Below are 16,549 nucleotides of genomic sequence, written 5' to 3'. Positions count from 1 at the left end.
TTACCTGAGTTAGTAGATTATGAACGCTAGCGCAATTAACAGTAAAGCGTCAAATAGGGAAGTACATAGACACTTGTCGCAGTTGGGGTCGACTGCAGGTGACACCGTCTCGCCCAAAGACGAGTATCGGTCCTTTTGCGAGAGAGAAGCTTCGATTCCCTTGTTTTCCAGGGACTGGTGGCTGGATGCTGCGGTCGGTCCGCAAGGATGGGATGTTGTAGTTGTGAAGAAGGGTAACGCCATCATTGCGTCAATGCCGTATGTTCGACGCACCCGCTATACGATGCGCGTTGTCACGCAACCGGCATTGACGCCAATTCTTGGGCCATGGCTACATGAGCTTGAAGGTAAGCCAGCGACACGTTTAAGCACTGAAAACGAACTTATGCAGTTGCTAATTGACCAACTCCCGCCTTTTGACCATTTTTCCCAGACTTGGCACTCGACCCGACGTAATTGGCAGCCCTTTTACTGGAACGGATTTGAGCAGACCACGTACTACACCTATATCCTGCCAGATCTCTCCGATTCTGAGAAACTGTGGGCGGGACTCGATAGTAAAGTCCGGCGGAACATTATGAAGGCAGATAAAGAACATCGGCTACAGGTGCGCCATGACTTGCCACTTGATGTACTTCTCAAGCTAAACCGCAAGACTTTCAAACGCCAAGGGCTGCTGCCCCCCTATACGGACGAGTTCGTGCGCCGGCTTGACGCCGCATGTCTAGAACGTAACCGCCGTAAGCTTCTCGTTGCAGTAGACCCTCACGGCGTGCCCCTTTCAGGTGAGTATCTGGTATGGGATGACGAGTGTGCGTATAACTTGATCTCAGGCACAAATCCAACTTTTCGTCACACCGGCGCGAACAGTTTTTGTCTTTGGGAAATGATTCGACAAGCCGCTAGCGTTACGCATCAGTACAACTTCTGCGGTTCAATGATCAGATCAGTCGAGTCCTACCTGCGTGGATTTGGAGGCGAGCACGTGCCCTATTCCCGCATCAGCAAAACACCGTCACCTCTACTGTCACTTCGTCAGGGCTTTTTGTCACACATCGGGGCTAAATGATGCTACACATCAGTCTTCCTTCAAACTGGCAGCCCGAGCGGATTTGGATTACGGAAGTCTTGCTCGGGCAATTTCTTGGGCTTGAGCACAGTTTGACCTTCGGGCGCGACCACATGGTGCGTCTTACCGCGTCGGGTAAGACACTGACTGTCTCAGATTCCTTCTTTGCGAACCAGGTGAAAACGACAAACCTTGGACAACACTGGACTTTGGCAGCGAGTTCCCTTGATATCCAGCTGTGCGCGGAGAGCATTCCAGTTCTGTTCGGGAGCCCCGGTTTTACGATTGATACGAAAGGCGATGCGCTGCTATCCCTCGACGTATTTGGCTCAGCGTTTTTCATGCTGACGCGTTATGAGGAATGGAAGTGGAAAGAGCATGATCGACATGGTCGTTTTCCCGCCGAAGCGTCGAGTGCGGTCCGACTAGGTTTTCTTAACCGCCCGATAGTTGACGAGTATGTGGAAATTTTGTGGGCAGCCATGCGTCGCCTTTGGCCGGGTCTGAAACGAAAAGAACACGTAGGACGCAAGCTAATCAGCTGTGATGTTGACCTGCCGTTCGATCCAGCCTGCACTTCCATTTCTCGCCTCTGCAAGAGGCTCGCGGGCCGTGCATACCGCGAACGTTCACTGGGCGGTTTGACGTCTAGCGTCCACAATTACTGGTCAGTTCAAAGAGGTAACCAAAGTAGCGATCCATACTGGCAGGCGTTGTTTTGGATCATGGATGTTAACGAAAAGGCCGGGAACCGTGTCACCTTTAATTTCATCCCAAAGCCAACGGACCGAGACATGGATAACGCGCCCAGTCTAGACGACTGGCGTATGCGCCATCTACTCAAAGTAGTCCATCGCCGCGGTCACTTCGTAGGTATTCACCCCGGCTATAACACTTATTGCTGCCCACAACTGTTTGCGAGTTCTGTCGAGACACTGAGACGTGCACTAGATCAGGAAGGGATAACTCAGCATGAGCTAGGAGGACGTCAGCATTATTTACGTTGGGATGTCACGACAACAGCCCGACTGTGGGCAGCGAACGAATTGAGCTATGACAGTACGCTGTCATACCCTACGACTGCAGGATTTCGAACCGGCACATGCCGCGAGTACACGATGTACGACATCATCGAGCGTCGTCCACTTTCGCTACAGCAACGCCCTCTCATTGTGATGGAAAACGCTGTAATTGATGAGGCAAATATGGGCTTGGGACGTGGCGAGCGAGCTCTTGCAGCAATGCAACGCTATAAAGAGATTTGCAGCCAGTTTCACGGTGACTTCACTCTGCTTTGGCACAATTCGTCACTTACAGAAGAGGCGGATCGAACAATGTACTCGAATCTGATCCAATAGCTCGTTAATTTGTCTACTCCAGGCCGGTTGCTCAACGTACGGCTGGCGCAGCGAAAAGACGCGTGCACTTCCATTTACTCGACCGCGGGGCTCGCTGAAACTATGTCTACTCAGCACGATCACGCGCAACACGACGTCCACCACAGTGACTTGTCGGTGGTACCGGTGCCACCAGCCGAACGTCGAGCGTACTTGTCCGGCATCGTTATAACAGAACCGCCATTACGCCGCATTGATAAATGATCCGAACCCCTTTCTACTCAATCGGAACATGGTTTGCTCGCTCGTCCAATCCAGAAATCCTCGCCACATATAGTCGAGTTTTCCTGTCCGTAAATGTGTTGCAGATGTGCGCTTGCGATTCCCAGCGACGAATCGTGGCTTCCCTGACTCGCAACAACGTTTGTCGTTAGTGGCGCTAACCCCAACAGCCCCAAGGCCACTGCTCAAGACATGATAAATGTCAAATTGCGAAGACCTTCTATAGCTACCATTGACCGTAACAGTTGGGCCTCATCATTGAAGATTGCAACTTTGAAAAATACAAGGTTGCGAAACAGCAAAGCATCAAACACCGTCGAATTCTCGAAGGAGAAGGAAATGAAACAGGGAGATTTCAGCAGAAGGGATTTCATAAAAAGCTCTTCTATTTTACTGGGCACGGCGACGATTCCGCTAGAGGTGTTTGGCCAAACTACGTTAACTGTCCGTCCTGAATGGCAATCTTTCAAAACTACAGGCCACTACGATTCCTTGCTTAAGGCGATCAGTTCGATGAAAGCAAACACTAATTCAGCCGACCCCAACAGTTGGTCGTATTGGACGAATGTTCACCGCAACTATTGCCCACACGGTGCCCCATACTTTCTCGCATGGCATCGCGGCTATTTATACTATTTTGAGCGCCAGCTCCGTGCAGTCTCTGGCGATGCCCAGCTCATTCTTCCATATTGGGACTACTATTCCTATGCAACGTTACCGAGCGAATTTACCAACTCTACTAGCCCACTGTACGTCGAACGCGTCAACACTAACGTTCGACAAGCGTTAACGCTCGCGCCGTTCAGCTCCAATCTCGTCAATTTCCAGACCGGAACGAGCAACGCATACGAGCCGAGCTTTGAGGGTGCACCACACAACCAACTTCACAATATTGTTGGGAACGTAATGGCAACTATGTCGTCTCCAGTCGATCCGATTTTCTGGCTTCATCATGCGAACGTTGATCGACTCTGGGTCGCTTGGGTAAACGCCGGGGCTGGTCGGCAAATGCCCGGAATAACCAAGCCCTACTGGAAAGGTAAGCATACCTATAGCAGCTCACTTACGATGTCGAGAACAGACACTTATAGTACCCGGACCACGTTGGGTTACCGTTATGCCAGCGAAACGTTCCCTACTCAGTTACCAGTAGCGCAACTCAGTCGTAAAAATATTTACCGCGTGCAAGCGACTTCAAATGATCTACTTGGGTCGACTCCTCCCGTCGGTTCTTTCCCGGTATCTGGGCCGCATCAAACCAGCGACCAGACGTTTTCCGTTACTGGCGCCCTAAACGTTGGCTTAGACAACCGGTCGATTAGCGTTCAGCTCCCAGTGGCCGCGGAATATAGTCGAGCATTGGTCGAAATCGCTGCTGGTCGTGCTGCGTCCGTCCCTGGAAGTACGAGAACGTATCGCTCAGCATTCGCCGTTTTCGACGGCATTGAAATGTCAGAAAGCGGAAAGAACGGAGGCTACTTCTATCAAATATACCTGAATATAATTTCAGGTAAGGGAATCCCTCTGAGGCCAACCAACATCTATATTGGCACAGTCGGACCCTTCGAAATAAACGCCGCCTCTCACCACGCCGGGGGCCGCATCCAATTGCGATATCCGATCAAAGACGCGCTATCGGGCGCATCCATGAGTGACATCGGGATGATGTCAGTGTCCTTTGTCCGAGTTAATGGGGACCGTAGTCCCGCAGGTGGAGTGATCGGTATAAGCGAAGTGCGAGTCGAAATATCTACGACGGCGTAGGACGGATTGGTGAGGCCCGACAACGAACTTTAAAAAGGCCAGTGGGCCTCACCGTTATCTTCGAGTTGCAGACACTTATCCAATTTTGACACAAAACAATATACGTCGGTCTTAGTTATGGCGCGCCCGATAAATCCGTTTGACTGGGAGCGCATCGCCGTGCTTGATCGGCTTAACAACAATTAGGCCTGAAATTAACCTGTCCCGGACATTGCGGTCAAACAGAAAAGTGATACTCGGCAAAGACTGCAGTTCTCGCCGCAGCTGTTGGTGTTCGACTCAGCCATTAAGCGCTGTCTGAGGTTGCGCCTGTCGGACCTCAAGACGATTGAAGTTAGCGGTTTTGCTCAATAGGCAACTGCGTAACGTGGCTGGGTGAGCATAAAGCCCTAAACATCGGTCGAAACCGCCCCTGTACACTTGGGCCGCGTTCTGCTCAAACATAGATCGAAATCAAATTTTTACCTCTAGCGTCGTGGCAGAATCAACTGCATGTAGATCAAGCGTGCAGTAAGCCATTTTTTAATCGCAAATGCCATTAGGATTAGGGTATGCAGAACGAAGTCTGCGAGCCCGAAGGTGTACGAGGCATGATGCGCCTAACTTTGTTAAATCGTGGGCGGTTGACCCTTAGATCCGCTTCCTTTACTGAACATAGTGACTGTTGTCAGGCTAGCCTTGAGAGTATGACCCATATTCAGTTGTTGGGCGACCGTGAGCTTTGATTCGGGCGAATCGTCCCGAGAACAATATACAAGTAATGTCACGAAAGCTCGGTGCTCGGGCGGCGGTTGCGAGTAGCCGCGATCGTACGACCAGGCAAACTATGAGAGACACCGCTCGATTGCAAATTGATGAGGGAGAAAGCCTCGATGGTTCCTATTCTTACCACAGCTTTACCAACGGACTTAGCGCATTCAGTTTTGACCGGGCAAGTGCCAGAGCCCAGCCGTGCTGTTTCGCCAAAAGAAGAGTACCGCTTGTTTTGCCGTCAGGAACCTTCAATTCCTCTATTTTCCAGGGATTGGTGGCTAGATGCCGCGGTTGGTTCGCAAGGATGGGATGTTGTTGTTGTTAAGAAGGGTGACGTCATTATTGCGTCAATGCCTTATGTTCTACGCACCCGCTATACGATGCGCGTTCTCAGCCAACCGGCACTGACTCCGATTCTTGGTCCGTGGCTACATGAGCTTGAAGGCAAGCTAGCAACACGTTTAAGCGGCGAAAACGAACTCATGCAGGCGCTGATCGACCAGCTCCCGTCTTTCGATCATTTTGCGCAGGCTTGGCACCACAGCCGCAGAAACTGGCAGCCTTTTTACTGGAATGGATTTCAGCAGACCACATACTACACTTACGTCCTACCAGATTTGTCCAATCTTAAGAAATTATGGGCAGAGCTCGACGGTAATATTCGGCGAATTATTGCTAAGGCCGAAAGCAAACATCGCTTACAAGTGCGCGACGACATGTCACTTGACGTGCTTCTCGAGTTGAACCGCAAGACTTTCGAACGCCAAGGGCTAGTGCCCCCCTATACGGACGAGTTCGTTCGCCGACTCGACGCTGCATGTGCAGAACGCAACTGCCGCAAGTTACTCGTTGCAGTCGATCCTCACGGCATACCGCTTTGTGGATATTACTACGTGTGGGATGAAAACAGCGCCTACGGCTTAATCTCCGGCGCCGATCCGGAGTACCGTCACACCGGTGCGGCTAGTCTTTGCCTGTGGGAGACAGTTCGCCATGCAGCTAGCGTTACGCGTCAGTACAACTTCTGTGGCTCGATGATCAGATCAGTCGAGGCTTACTTGCGAGGATTCGGAGGCGAGCATGTTCCCTATTTCCGCGTCAGCAAAACTCCATCGCCTCTGCTATCACTGCGCCAGTGCATTCTGTCACATATGGGGAATAGATAATGTCTTTTAATAGGCTTCCGTCAGCTGGCCAGCCGAGTGTTTCTCGATTACAAAGGTCGCGTTCTGGCGCGTCCTCGGACTGGAGAAACGATAACATTAATGCGAAGCGAATTCCGGATCTCTCATCGGTAAGTAGGCCACCGACATCTATCTTCGTGCCGAAAAACTCTGTTGGAAACACACGTAAGTTGGTACTCAGTTGGGCCAGACTTCTGACTACTCCAAAAGAGCGCTATAAATCTACGTTTTTGCAGACGACGTCACCGCACGTTTGTCTCAACCGAGCTCCCCTTCGCATAACAGTACATGGTTCGCACAATATTACGCATTGGTTCTCTTCGCGGACGGAAACGCCATGCGTATAAATTATGGTCGCGCAAGCACTACGGTTAATGACGGCAAAATTCTTAATTTGGCGCGCGCCGCCTTTTTGCTCTTGTTTCCCGGATTCTTCTTTTACCATACGCTAATTGGGGTCGGCGCAATGAGAGCGTTGCTTGGCGGCTACTTCGCAGCTGTCTCGATCCTGCTTTTCATTCCCATCGGCTATGCCTACTGGAGTACCGTAAAGGCTTCCGGATACCGAGTTGCTCCCACTGACGTCCAATTCGGCTTTTTCCTAGCATATTTTTTGATCGTGGTGGCTATTAACGCCGCGTTTGGCGCCGACACCGTCACGGTCAAAAGTCATTTACTTTCGGTCCTTTACTTTGTTAATATTTATTTGATCTTTAAGAGCATCGACTTTTCGGACCGAAAGACTATCGCGTTTGCTGTTGTATCGTTGCTGCTAATGTCTGCGATAATTTTTTTCTTTTCAAGTGGGGGAAGCTTCCAGCCTGGTCAGGTGGGTTCTCCAAAAGATCCTGAGAAAGTAGCAACTTACCAAGGTTTCGCTCGCTCGTATGCGCTCACATTCGTTTCAGTAGTATGTTTTATAAAATCAAGATTGTTGCGCTTGATATTATATGTAATGGCTGCGGTAGCCATGTTTCTAAACAGTGCTCGGAGCGAGCTGATAGGGGTGCTGTTTGTCCTACCACTAATTGAAATATATCGTGCAAGGAACGCACTGCACATTTTTTTTATTGTGCTGTCGATCATTATTTTGGTCGTTGTAGGCCCACAAGGCGTTATGACGCACCTTCCTGAGAATCGGGTTTGGGAATTATTTGATTTGTCGCATTCGGAATCCGCAAGCTCTCGATACAATCTTACACAACGTGCACTACAAACCATTGTAGAGCATCCTGTTCTGGGTGCCTACGCGAGCTATCCATCGGGTGCATATTCGCACAACATTTTGTCTGCGTGGGTCGATCTCGGTCTTTTCGGCTTTGTATATTTATTTTTCATGCTTATGACCGCCACCGTCAAGCTGTTCGCGCAAGGGTGGCTGTTGAAGGTCCGATCGAGCCAGTTCCTTCTAGCGTGTTCGCTAATGTGTATGTCGCTATTACTACTCTTCACCGCAAAAACTTTCGACGATATGTTCGCTGGAGCCGCTATGGGCGCCTACGCGAACTATCGAGCCCGATCTAAGTAATCGAAAAGTCATAAATAATTGATGAGGAAGCGGGAAATGATCAATATTCACCTGTATCCGTCGGTGTTTCTTAACGAGAGCCGGATCTTGCGAGAGGCCGGTTCGCTTTCGCGTCTAAAACTGTTTGATCAAATCGAATTGATAGGTGTGGGCCAGGACGGGATAGCGTCGATTGAAGCTATACAAACTGATATCCGGATCGTACGAATTGGACAGCGGAGTGGGACTGGTCTGTTAGGAAAGTTAGCACGTACTAGCAAGTGGAGCAGAGCAGTATATCAGCGCTACTACAATAAAGAGATTGGGTGTATCAATTGTCACAGCGTAGCAACGCTTCCTCTAGGCGTAATGCTTAGCCGCAGCACTGGAGCGAAGCTAGTGTATGACGCCCATGAACTCGAGACCGAAACAAATGGCCTTGCGGGAGTACGCAGACTCCTGACCAAGCACTCTGAACGCAGATTAATTCGGCATGTTGACCACTGTATTTTCGTAGGGAGCGCCATTGAGCAATGGTATGTTCGCGAATATGGGCTAAGGAATACGACAGTGTTGTACAACTGCCCGGTTCGCCGTCAAGTGGAATCAGCAGACCATTTCCGCAAGACATTTCAAATTCCGTCAAACGTTCCGATCTTTTTGTATCAAGGCATGATCGGCACAGGCCGAGGGATATTTAATCTTGTCGAGGCCTTTTCCGCATTTTCCGACCGCGCGGCACTCGTTGTCATGGGCTATGGTCCGCTGACTGAATGGATCGCCAACGAGGCTAAACACCGCCCTGGCGTCCATTATCACCCAGCGGTGTCCCCGGATCAGCTCCTCGACTATACGGCGTCCGCGGACTTTGGGCTGTCTGTGATTGAGCCTACCTCCCTCAGCTACGATTACTGCATGCCAAACAAATTATTCGAATATGTGATGGCAAAAAAACCAGTGCTAGTGTCGCCTACGACGGAACAGAGCGCATTCGTGCGCAAGCAAGGTATCGGAGAGGTCGCGAGCGGCACGACGCCAGCAGCCATCTGCGAGGGCGTCAAAAATCTCCTTTCACGCGATCAGAATGAGCTGCAGGTGGCACTGGTTCGTACTGCCGATGAATTTTGTTGGGAAGGCCAGGAGAAGAAACTTCACGAAGTCTATTTAGGGGCGTTAGGCATGCGTTCGTTACATACCGGTGGCGATTACCGACGGGAGAACGACCATGATTTCTGTCATTGATTACGGCGTCTGCAATCTAGGCTCAATGCTCAACATGCTGCATAAAGTTGGTGCCCAAGCTGAGCTGATATCAACTCCTGCAGAGGTGGAACGGGCCGAGAAAATCGTGTTGCCGGGCGTAGGGGCATTTGATAACGGCATCGCTGCTTTGCGTGATCGAGGTCTGGCCGAGCCGTTGCGAAAAAAGGCGTTGAACGATAGGGTTCCACTACTGGGTGTCTGCTTGGGTATGCAGATGTTAGGTCGGCGTAGCGAGGAAGGTAGCATGAACGGACTAGGTCTCGTTGACGCCGAGGTACGCCGCTTCCGCATGCCACCAGGCAGCGGACTAAAGGTGCCACATATGGGCTGGAGCCTTCTAGTTCCACATCGCGACAGCGCGCTATTGCACACACTTGACGAACGGTCACGTTTTTATTTCTGCCACTCCTATCGCATGTTCTGCAATGATCCTGACGATATTTTGGCCACAGCGAACCACGGCGGGGACTTCGTAGCGATGGTGCAGCGTGAAAATATCTACGGGGTACAGTTCCATCCGGAGAAGAGCCATCGCTTCGGCATGTCGCTATTGCACAATTTCGCGAGGATATGATGGTGCACGCACGCGTAATTCCTTGTTTGCTCATGCGCAATGGCGGTCTGGTTAAGACAGTCAAATACAAGAACGCACGCTACGTGGGCGATCCCATCAATGCTGTGCGAATTTTCAACGAGAAAGAGGTAGACGAACTGGTCTTTCTCGACATTGGCAATCCCGGCGTGCCGGCCATCCCTAATTTCGAGTTGCTCGCTGAGATTGCAAGTGAGGCCTTTATGCCATTTGCATATGGCGGCAACATCAAAAGTATCGAACATGTAAAGCGCTTATATAGTTTGGGAGTTGAGAAAATAGTTCTCAACACTGCGGCTGCTGATCAGCCCGACTTGGTATCGGCAGCCGCCGCGCTCGCAGGCAGTTCTGGCGTAATAGTATCAATCGATGTGCGCCGTAATTGGATGGGCAAATATTCGGTTCACGTGGCCGGCGGCACGCGCGACCTCAAACGTGATCCGGTTGAGTACGCTCGCGCGGTCGAGCAGCTGGGCGCAGGTGAAATTCTACTAAACGCTATCGACCGTGACGGAACAATGGAAGGCTACGATCTGGAACTCATAGGCCGTGTGTGTAAAGCGGTTTCGATCCCGGTCGTTGCAGCTGGTGGTGCTGCCCACTTGCCGGATTTACGAAACGCGGCGGGAGCGGGGGCCTCTGGCCTTGCAGCCGGAAGCATGTTTGTCTTTCACGGTAAACACCGTGCTGTTTTGATCACCTACCCCGAATACGAAGAACTTGAAAGGTTATTTAAATGACATCCCTTACCGAGAACGCCGGCTACCCATTGGCCCCTTCCAAATCCTACCAGGTATGCACCCGTTGCATCATGGACACTGTAGCGGATCAAAGTATTTCCTTTGATGACGACGGCTTATGCCGGCACTGTCTTCGTTATGACAAACTGGTAAGTGCTCGACACCTGCGCGGCGATCTTGGGCGAGACGCACTACAAGCTTTAGTGGAATGCATTAAGGCAGCCGGACAGGGACGCGAGTACGACTGCATAATTGGGGTCAGCGGCGGAGTAGATAGCACGTATGTGGCCTGGCTCGTCAAACAGCATGGGTTACGTCCGCTAGCAGTTCACTTTGACAATGGTTGGAATTCCGAACTAGCCACCAAGAATATCGAGCGCGTGCTCTGCAATATAAAAATCGACCTCCATACCCATGTCGTTGACTGGGACGAATTTCGCGATTTGCAACTCGCGTTTCTGAAGGCCTCCACGCCGGACGGGGAAATACCAACAGACCATGCGATAGGTGCTTTGCTTTGGAAAGAAGCGACTTCGCGCGGCATCAAGTACATCATCTCAGGCATGAACTTCGCCACCGAGTCAATTAGTGTGCCCGAATGGTCCTATGGACACTCCGACTGGCGTTACATTAAAGACATTCACCGACGATTCGGTTCTGTGAAACTTAAAACCTATCCGCATTTTAGCCTGGCTTACTTGTGCTATGCGAATGTCGTGCGGGGCGTTCGTATGGTCTCAATACTTAACTACGTCGACTATAATAAAGAAAGGGCAAAAGAAATACTATGCAACAGTTTAGGTTGGAAAGATTATGGAGGGAAGCACCACGAGTCGATTTATACGAGGTTCTACCAAGGCTATGTTCTACCGCGTAAGTTCGGGATCGATAAACGTTATGGCCACTTGTCCGATCTGATCAACGCGAGTCAGATAAGCCGATCACAAGCGCTAGCAGAAATGAAACGTCCCCCTTATCCTGAAGATCTACAGCAGCAGGATCTCGCGTATGTTTCAAAGAAACTCAGATTGTCGCCCCAGCAGTTCGAAGACATCATGCGGGCCCCGATCAAATCATTTCGGAGTTACCGCAACTTGTACGAGCCCGTACAGTTATTGCGCAATACAGTCAACGGACTTCGCAAATACCATTTTTATCCGCGCTAGAATGCGGTTTGGCTCGGCAGTAAAACTCCATGTCAGTGATCTACTGCCGACATGCGTGGCGGATTGCGATGTTGATTTTCGGCTCGTCGGTCATATCAAACATTAAAGAGCGCCGCCCGATTTATCTCCGACATTACCATTTTGAATGTCAGCGGAGTAATCTGTGAACTTTCAGATCTCGTATCAACCAATGGATTCCATGTTCGAAATCACGAGGGATATAGCCAAAATCGCTAATGAACGGGGCAAGGTCAATATCTTTGTTTTCTTGGAAGCGCCCTACCTGCTCCTTCGAGATCGGGCTCTTCCCTATTACCGAAAGCAAAGCGATCCCGCCTCGAATGAGCGCTATAGGAAGGGGCATTAACCGGGCTGGTTTCCCGAGGCTTGATGCAGCGCAGGAGATTAAATCCCTATTCGAATATGCCTTACCTCCTCCAATATCGTAGGACTTATTATAAAATTTAGGATTAAGTACTGCCATTTTATAAGCTCTGATGAGATCGTGAATTAGCACAGGTTGAATAAGGTTATCGCCCTTACCGATTAAAGGTAAGACGGGGTAGTGAGCAGCCGCCTGAACTAAACGCGATATATTTCGATCGTCCTTATGGCCGTAAATCATGGTGGGCCTAATAATTGTCCAGGGACAACGGTAGCTTGTACGTACGAATGCTTCGGCTTCGCGCTTACGGTCTGCACTCTCGGACGGTAAGCGCGTATAGATTCCGGTCGACCCCGTTAATACGACATGACGAATGGGCGTTTTACTGTGCAATACTGCTCGATGAATGTGTTCAGCAAACCAAATGTATGCTGTGTTTATAATGGCTTCGCACCCGCTGAGCAATAAACCGAGCCTATTGAAATCCGTTATATCATCGAGCTGACGGACTTCAACGTCGGGATAGCAGCTGAAGTCCCGCTTTTCCCGGTTACGAATTATCGCAATTATTTTGTATGTCGATCGTAGAGCATGCACGAGTCTGAAACCGACTTCTCCTGTTGCGCCGATGATTGCAATGGTACGCATAGAATTCCCTGTGAAAATTGTTGCTGGACGCAATCAATAATTTTGCTAACATCGCAGGATTTGTCAGTGGGTAATGCCTTCACGACGCATCACCTTTAGAAACGTAAGGAAAATAACTTTCGCGTCGAATGCTATCGATCGGTGGCGCAAGTAGTAGAGGTCGAGCTCTACTTTTTCAGGTATTGGTAGCTCATCTCTACCATTGATCTGTGCCCATCCAGTTAAACCTGGACGGATCATATGGATGCCTTTTTCGGTGCGCATTTTGATGAGGTTGTGCTGATTGAATAACGCTGGGCGCGGGCCGACGAGACTCATCTGGCCGCGGAAGATGCACCATAGTTGCGGTAATTCATCTAGGCTCGACTTGCGCAGGAACCCGCCGATCGGTGTGAGGCACTCGTCAGGGTTCGGAAGGAGGTGAGTCGCTACCACTTGTGTGCCTACGCGCATTGTCCGCAATTTTGGCATCGAGAAAATTACGTTATCTCGGCCGATTCGGTCCGACCAGTAAAGTGCTGGTCCTTTCGAAGTTAGCTTTACCAAAATAACGAGGACCAGGAAGGGTACCGTTAAAATGGACATTGCTACTAACGCAAACGATATATCGAGCAAACGTTTTGTCACCTCTTTGGTCTTTACTTTCGACGTTTTCTTTCTGCGAGATGAGTGAAGCCATGTCCTCAAAATTTTTCGGCCGAAATATGACGAGTGACGCATGGGCCTCACCTGCAACAGCCGTTTTAATTTATTGATGACTGCATGCGGCGAGAAAGCGTTGCCCTAAGACAGGATAAGTCAAATTGTCTAGAACAAATGCCTTTCCTCGCTGTCCCATTGCGGTTCGTTCTTCAATCGAAAGACGTAATAGTCCCCGAATGCCGACAGCGGCTGCTTCAGGATTATCTGGCTCTACGGTTACCCCGCAACGCGCCTCCTCAACAGGATCATTTCCAGCTGCAGCTGCGTGCAATACAGGGCGCGCCGCCATCATGTAGTCCATTAATTTGTTTGGAGCAATTCCGAACCGGTACAGTGGATGCCGATGCCAGCCAATGTAAGCAATATCGAAGCATTGCAGCAAAGAAGGGATCTGGCTTTTCTCGACTGGGTCTAAAAAGTAGACGTTACTTAGATTTTCGCGAGCCGCTCGCTCTTGTAGACTCGCCTTATCCGGCCCGCATCCTACGAGCACAAACGCGACCTTCTCGTCTAGCATTAGTCTTCCTGCGCTCAGCATATTGTCGAGTGCGTTCGATACGCCATGCGTGCCTGCGTAACCCACGATGGCATTGCCTTGCTCACGAAGCGCGGCAAGAACACGAATGACTCGGTCGGGCAATTGACGACTGCCGGCAATCCATTCGGTTGGATCGATGCCGTTGGGTACCAGGTGTAGTTTCTCTGGCGCTAGCCCGCGCGACACCATATATTCACGTACCTTAGGTAAAATCGACACCACACCGTCTGCATGGCGATACGCATAGTCCTCAGCTTTTTGCACTACCATGATGAACGGGTGCCATTTCGACATTCCTCCAAGTTCCATCGGCGATAAAGGCCATAGATCATGCACTTCAAATAATAGTTTTGCCTTGGCTAACGTAGAGATCCGATGAGCAGGCCAGATATCCATGGGGTAGGTGCTTGACGCAATGACCACATCGGGCTTGTACGACTGCGCCCATTGCTTACTGTCCCGATACAATGCTGCGATAAACGTCGCCATATTCTTTACGCGGCCGATCCCGTTGCCGCAATAAGTTGGCGTGCGGTACCAACTGTACTCGATGTTGTCGATGGTCTCGTCAAGGCGCGCTTTGCCCCGGAGATCAGGCTGACGTGCACGGATGTGGGAATGTTCTGAGGCGATGATGTGGACGCGATGGCCTAGACGCACCCACTCGCGGGCCAGGTAGTAGGGACGAAATGCCATACCATGTCTTGGCGAACCAGCGTAGTGATTGATTAGAAGGATATTCATTTCACCTGTCCCGAGCGTTAACATCGCTTCCTTTAGCCGAACCCTGGTAAGAGTAGCCCTTGCAAACTTAGGGCAAGGCACTTGCTGTAGCGGCAGCCATGCTTTGTTGTTCTGCTGTTTCGGTTGTGGTAATTTCTTCGGGCAGCGCAATGCCTGCCGCACTTAGCAAGGTGATAGCGACGGTATTGGCAGACTCGGCTGACAAATATGGTCCCATAGGTAGACTGATGACTTTGTCTGCCATCTCGAGCGCTACCGGACAGCAATCTGCGGACGAGAAGTGAGCGTACGCAGGTTGCCTATGAATTGGAACCGGATAATGTACTGCGGTGGGAATACCGGCCGCATGCAATTGCTCTTGAACGCGCGCGCGGTTCTCGACAACTACCGTGTACTGAGCGTACACGCTTGTGCGCGCGGAGATGCAGGAGATTCGCTCGATCCGCCCAGACAGCAATACGTCGTAGCGCTCAGCCACCTTTGCGCGCTGCATCAGTTCCCATTCAAAACGCTCCAGCTTCGCCAATACGATTGCACATTGCAAGGTATCCATCCGTCCGCCGACCCCTATGCGAGTATGAACGTACCGCCGGGACTGGCCATGCACTCGGATTTCACGCATGGCTTGAGCAAGATTGTCGTCGCTGGTAAAGATGGCTCCGCCATCGCCGTAACAGCCAAGTGGCTTGCTCGGAAAGAAGCTGGTGCAACCAATAGTTGATAGGTTGCAGCTTTTCTTGCCGTGGTAGGTCGCACCGAAGCTTTGGGCTGCGTCCTCAATCACGGCGAGGCCATGGCGTTGAGCGATCGCATTGATTTCGTCCATATCAGCTGGTTGACCGAACAGCGATACCGGCATGATTGCGCGAGTGCGCGGCGTCACCTTGGCCTCGATTAGGCTCGGTGCAAGGTTACATGTCGTTCGATCAATGTCGACGAACACCGGAGTAGCGCCAAGGAGCACGATGGCTTCCGCGGTGGCGATAAACGAGAACGGCGTAGTGATGACCTCATCGCCTGGTTTAATGCCGAGCGCCATAAGCGAAATCACCAGCGCTTCTGTGCCCGACGAGACTGTGATGCAATGGCGCGCTCCCGTGTACTGGGCCAGTCCCGACTCAAGTTCTACTACTTCAGGACCCATGATGTACTGACCGTGGTCGAGCACTGCCTGAATGCGCTGATTAATTAGTTCCCGCGATGCTTCATACTGAGCTTTAAGGTCGATAAATTCCATGTTAAGGTCCGTTTTGTGAGGGTTAGAGCGCGTGAGTTTCAGGGCGTGAAGTCATCAGACAAACGCCGTTCTGTAAGGTATAGATATCGCCTGTATTTGGACATCGCGCTTCGCCGTTACCACCGATGGGCAAGGGCAACCGCTCTCCATAGCGACTCATCCAACCAATTTGGCGTGCCGGCACCCCGGCCATTAGAGCAAACGCCGGGACGTCGCGTGTGACTACAGCGCCAGCACCGATGAAAGCATATTCTCCGATAGTAACTCCGCAAACGATGGTGGAGTTGGCGCCAAGCGTTGCGCCGCGCCGGACCAAGGTCGGTCGATATTCATTCTTGCGTTCCACAGCCGAACGAGGATTGTGGACATTAGTAAAGACCATGCTGGGCCCGCAGAACACGTCGTCTTCGAGCGTAACAGCATCATAGACAGAGACGTTATTTTGTATTTTGACCCGATTACCGATACGAACGTCGTTAGCAATAAAGACGTTTTGCCCGAGAGAGCAGGCTTCGCCAATGCGTGCGCCTGCGCAGACATGAGCAAAATGCCAAACGCGTGTTTCTGCACCAAGCTCCGCACCCTCGTCGACGATTGCGCTGGGATGGATCCGGTCCTGCGAGAGATCGCGATCCATA

Annotated in this window: 14 protein-coding genes; 9 read left to right on the top strand and 5 right to left on the bottom strand. The window is 51.0% G+C overall.

Annotation, left to right across the window (positions count from 1 at the left end; translation table 11 throughout):
* Window positions 1-160: 160 nt before the first annotated feature.
* The 9 genes from LPB04_RS23435 to LPB04_RS23395 all read left to right on the top strand — a co-directional run bounded on the left by LPB04_RS23435 (window position 161) and on the right by LPB04_RS23395 (window position 11,657).
* Complete coding sequence (locus LPB04_RS23435; protein WP_227496789.1) at window positions 161-1,069, top strand: GNAT family N-acetyltransferase; 909 nt, start codon at window positions 161-163, stop codon at window positions 1,067-1,069.
* Window positions 1,066-2,427 carry a polysaccharide deacetylase family protein gene (locus LPB04_RS23430; RefSeq protein WP_193689232.1) on the top strand — a complete coding sequence of 454 codons (1,362 nt, stop codon included), beginning with the start codon at window positions 1,066-1,068 and terminating at the stop codon, window positions 2,425-2,427. The genes LPB04_RS23435 and LPB04_RS23430 overlap by 4 nt, the downstream gene beginning before the upstream one ends.
* A 600-nt stretch (window positions 2,428-3,027) precedes the next feature.
* Window positions 3,028-4,452, top strand: coding sequence for a tyrosinase family protein (locus LPB04_RS23425; protein WP_193689231.1), 1,425 nt, complete (start codon window positions 3,028-3,030; stop codon window positions 4,450-4,452).
* Window positions 4,453-5,306: 854 nt separating this feature from the next.
* The gene (locus LPB04_RS23420; protein ID WP_227496788.1) at window positions 5,307-6,371 is read left to right on the top strand and encodes a GNAT family N-acetyltransferase; all 1,065 of its coding nucleotides are present in this window, start codon (window positions 5,307-5,309) and stop codon (window positions 6,369-6,371) included.
* Between the two features lie 355 nt (window positions 6,372-6,726).
* Window positions 6,727-7,917, top strand: a complete 1,191-nt coding sequence (locus LPB04_RS23415) for an O-antigen ligase family protein (RefSeq protein ID WP_193689230.1) — start codon at window positions 6,727-6,729, stop codon at window positions 7,915-7,917.
* Window positions 7,918-7,953: 36 nt separating this feature from the next.
* Window positions 7,954-9,138, top strand: coding sequence for a glycosyltransferase (locus LPB04_RS23410; RefSeq protein ID WP_193689229.1), 1,185 nt, complete (start codon window positions 7,954-7,956; stop codon window positions 9,136-9,138).
* A complete protein-coding gene (gene hisH / locus LPB04_RS23405) occupies window positions 9,122-9,733 on the top strand; it encodes an imidazole glycerol phosphate synthase subunit HisH (protein WP_193689228.1) in 612 nt (203 codons plus the stop codon). The genes LPB04_RS23410 and hisH overlap by 17 nt, the downstream gene beginning before the upstream one ends.
* Entirely contained in the window at window positions 9,733-10,491 is a 759-nt protein-coding gene (locus LPB04_RS23400; protein WP_193689265.1) for an AglZ/HisF2 family acetamidino modification protein, read from the top strand. The genes hisH and LPB04_RS23400 overlap by 1 nt, the downstream gene beginning before the upstream one ends.
* The gene (locus LPB04_RS23395) at window positions 10,488-11,657 is read left to right on the top strand and encodes an N-acetyl sugar amidotransferase (protein ID WP_193689227.1); all 1,170 of its coding nucleotides are present in this window, start codon (window positions 10,488-10,490) and stop codon (window positions 11,655-11,657) included. Before LPB04_RS23400 ends, LPB04_RS23395 begins: the two co-directional genes overlap by 4 nt.
* A gap of 148 nt (window positions 11,658-11,805) precedes the next feature.
* Here the strand turns inward: LPB04_RS23395 and LPB04_RS23390 are convergent, their stop codons facing one another.
* The 5 genes from LPB04_RS23390 to LPB04_RS23370 form a co-directional block, all read right to left on the bottom strand.
* On the bottom strand, window positions 11,806-12,690 hold the full coding sequence (locus tag LPB04_RS23390) for an SDR family oxidoreductase (protein ID WP_193689226.1): 885 nt from the start codon (window positions 12,688-12,690) through the stop codon (window positions 11,806-11,808).
* Window positions 12,691-12,753: 63 nt separating this feature from the next.
* A complete protein-coding gene (locus LPB04_RS23385; RefSeq protein ID WP_193689225.1) occupies window positions 12,754-13,410 on the bottom strand; it encodes a sugar transferase in 657 nt (218 codons plus the stop codon).
* A gap of 28 nt (window positions 13,411-13,438) precedes the next feature.
* Complete coding sequence (locus LPB04_RS23380; protein ID WP_193689224.1) at window positions 13,439-14,674, bottom strand: glycosyltransferase family 4 protein; 1,236 nt, start codon at window positions 14,672-14,674, stop codon at window positions 13,439-13,441.
* A gap of 67 nt (window positions 14,675-14,741) precedes the next feature.
* On the bottom strand, window positions 14,742-15,911 hold the full coding sequence (locus LPB04_RS23375) for a DegT/DnrJ/EryC1/StrS family aminotransferase (protein WP_193689223.1): 1,170 nt from the start codon (window positions 15,909-15,911) through the stop codon (window positions 14,742-14,744).
* 22 nt (window positions 15,912-15,933) lie between these two features.
* Window positions 15,934-16,548, bottom strand: coding sequence for an acyltransferase (locus LPB04_RS23370; protein ID WP_193689220.1), 615 nt, complete (start codon window positions 16,546-16,548; stop codon window positions 15,934-15,936).
* Between the last annotated feature and the right edge of the window lies 1 nt (window position 16,549).

The organism is Massilia litorea (assembly GCF_015101885.1).
GTDB classification, from domain to species: Bacteria; Pseudomonadota; Gammaproteobacteria; order Burkholderiales; family Burkholderiaceae_D; genus Telluria; species Telluria litorea.
Note: the sequence above shows the minus strand (reverse complement) of the source record. Positions and strands in the feature narration are given on the sequence as shown.

What these genes read in the sequence shown, in the direction of transcription:
- LPB04_RS23425 (WP_193689231.1), top strand. Translation starts at nt 3,028, where the DNA reads ATGAAACAGGGAGATTTCAGCAGAAGGGATTTCATAAAAAGCTCTTCT.
- LPB04_RS23400 (WP_193689265.1), top strand. Translation starts at nt 9,733, where the DNA reads ATGGTGCACGCACGCGTAATTCCTTGTTTGCTCATGCGCAATGGCGGT.
- LPB04_RS23395 (WP_193689227.1), top strand. Translation starts at nt 10,488, where the DNA reads ATGACATCCCTTACCGAGAACGCCGGCTACCCATTGGCCCCTTCCAAA.
- LPB04_RS23410 (WP_193689229.1), top strand. Translation starts at nt 7,954, where the DNA reads ATGATCAATATTCACCTGTATCCGTCGGTGTTTCTTAACGAGAGCCGG.
- LPB04_RS23420 (WP_227496788.1), top strand. Translation starts at nt 5,307, where the DNA reads ATGAGGGAGAAAGCCTCGATGGTTCCTATTCTTACCACAGCTTTACCA.
- LPB04_RS23380 (WP_193689224.1), bottom strand. Translation starts at nt 14,674, where the DNA reads ATGAATATCCTTCTAATCAATCACTACGCTGGTTCGCCAAGACATGGT.
- LPB04_RS23430 (WP_193689232.1), top strand. Translation starts at nt 1,066, where the DNA reads ATGATGCTACACATCAGTCTTCCTTCAAACTGGCAGCCCGAGCGGATT.
- LPB04_RS23415 (WP_193689230.1), top strand. Translation starts at nt 6,727, where the DNA reads ATGCGTATAAATTATGGTCGCGCAAGCACTACGGTTAATGACGGCAAA.
- LPB04_RS23385 (WP_193689225.1), bottom strand. Translation starts at nt 13,410, where the DNA reads ATGCGTCACTCGTCATATTTCGGCCGAAAAATTTTGAGGACATGGCTT.
- LPB04_RS23390 (WP_193689226.1), bottom strand. Translation starts at nt 12,690, where the DNA reads ATGCGTACCATTGCAATCATCGGCGCAACAGGAGAAGTCGGTTTCAGA.
- LPB04_RS23370 (WP_193689220.1), bottom strand. Translation starts at nt 16,548, where the DNA reads ATGGATCGCGATCTCTCGCAGGACCGGATCCATCCCAGCGCAATCGTC.
- hisH (WP_193689228.1), top strand. Translation starts at nt 9,122, where the DNA reads ATGATTTCTGTCATTGATTACGGCGTCTGCAATCTAGGCTCAATGCTC.
- LPB04_RS23375 (WP_193689223.1), bottom strand. Translation starts at nt 15,911, where the DNA reads ATGGAATTTATCGACCTTAAAGCTCAGTATGAAGCATCGCGGGAACTA.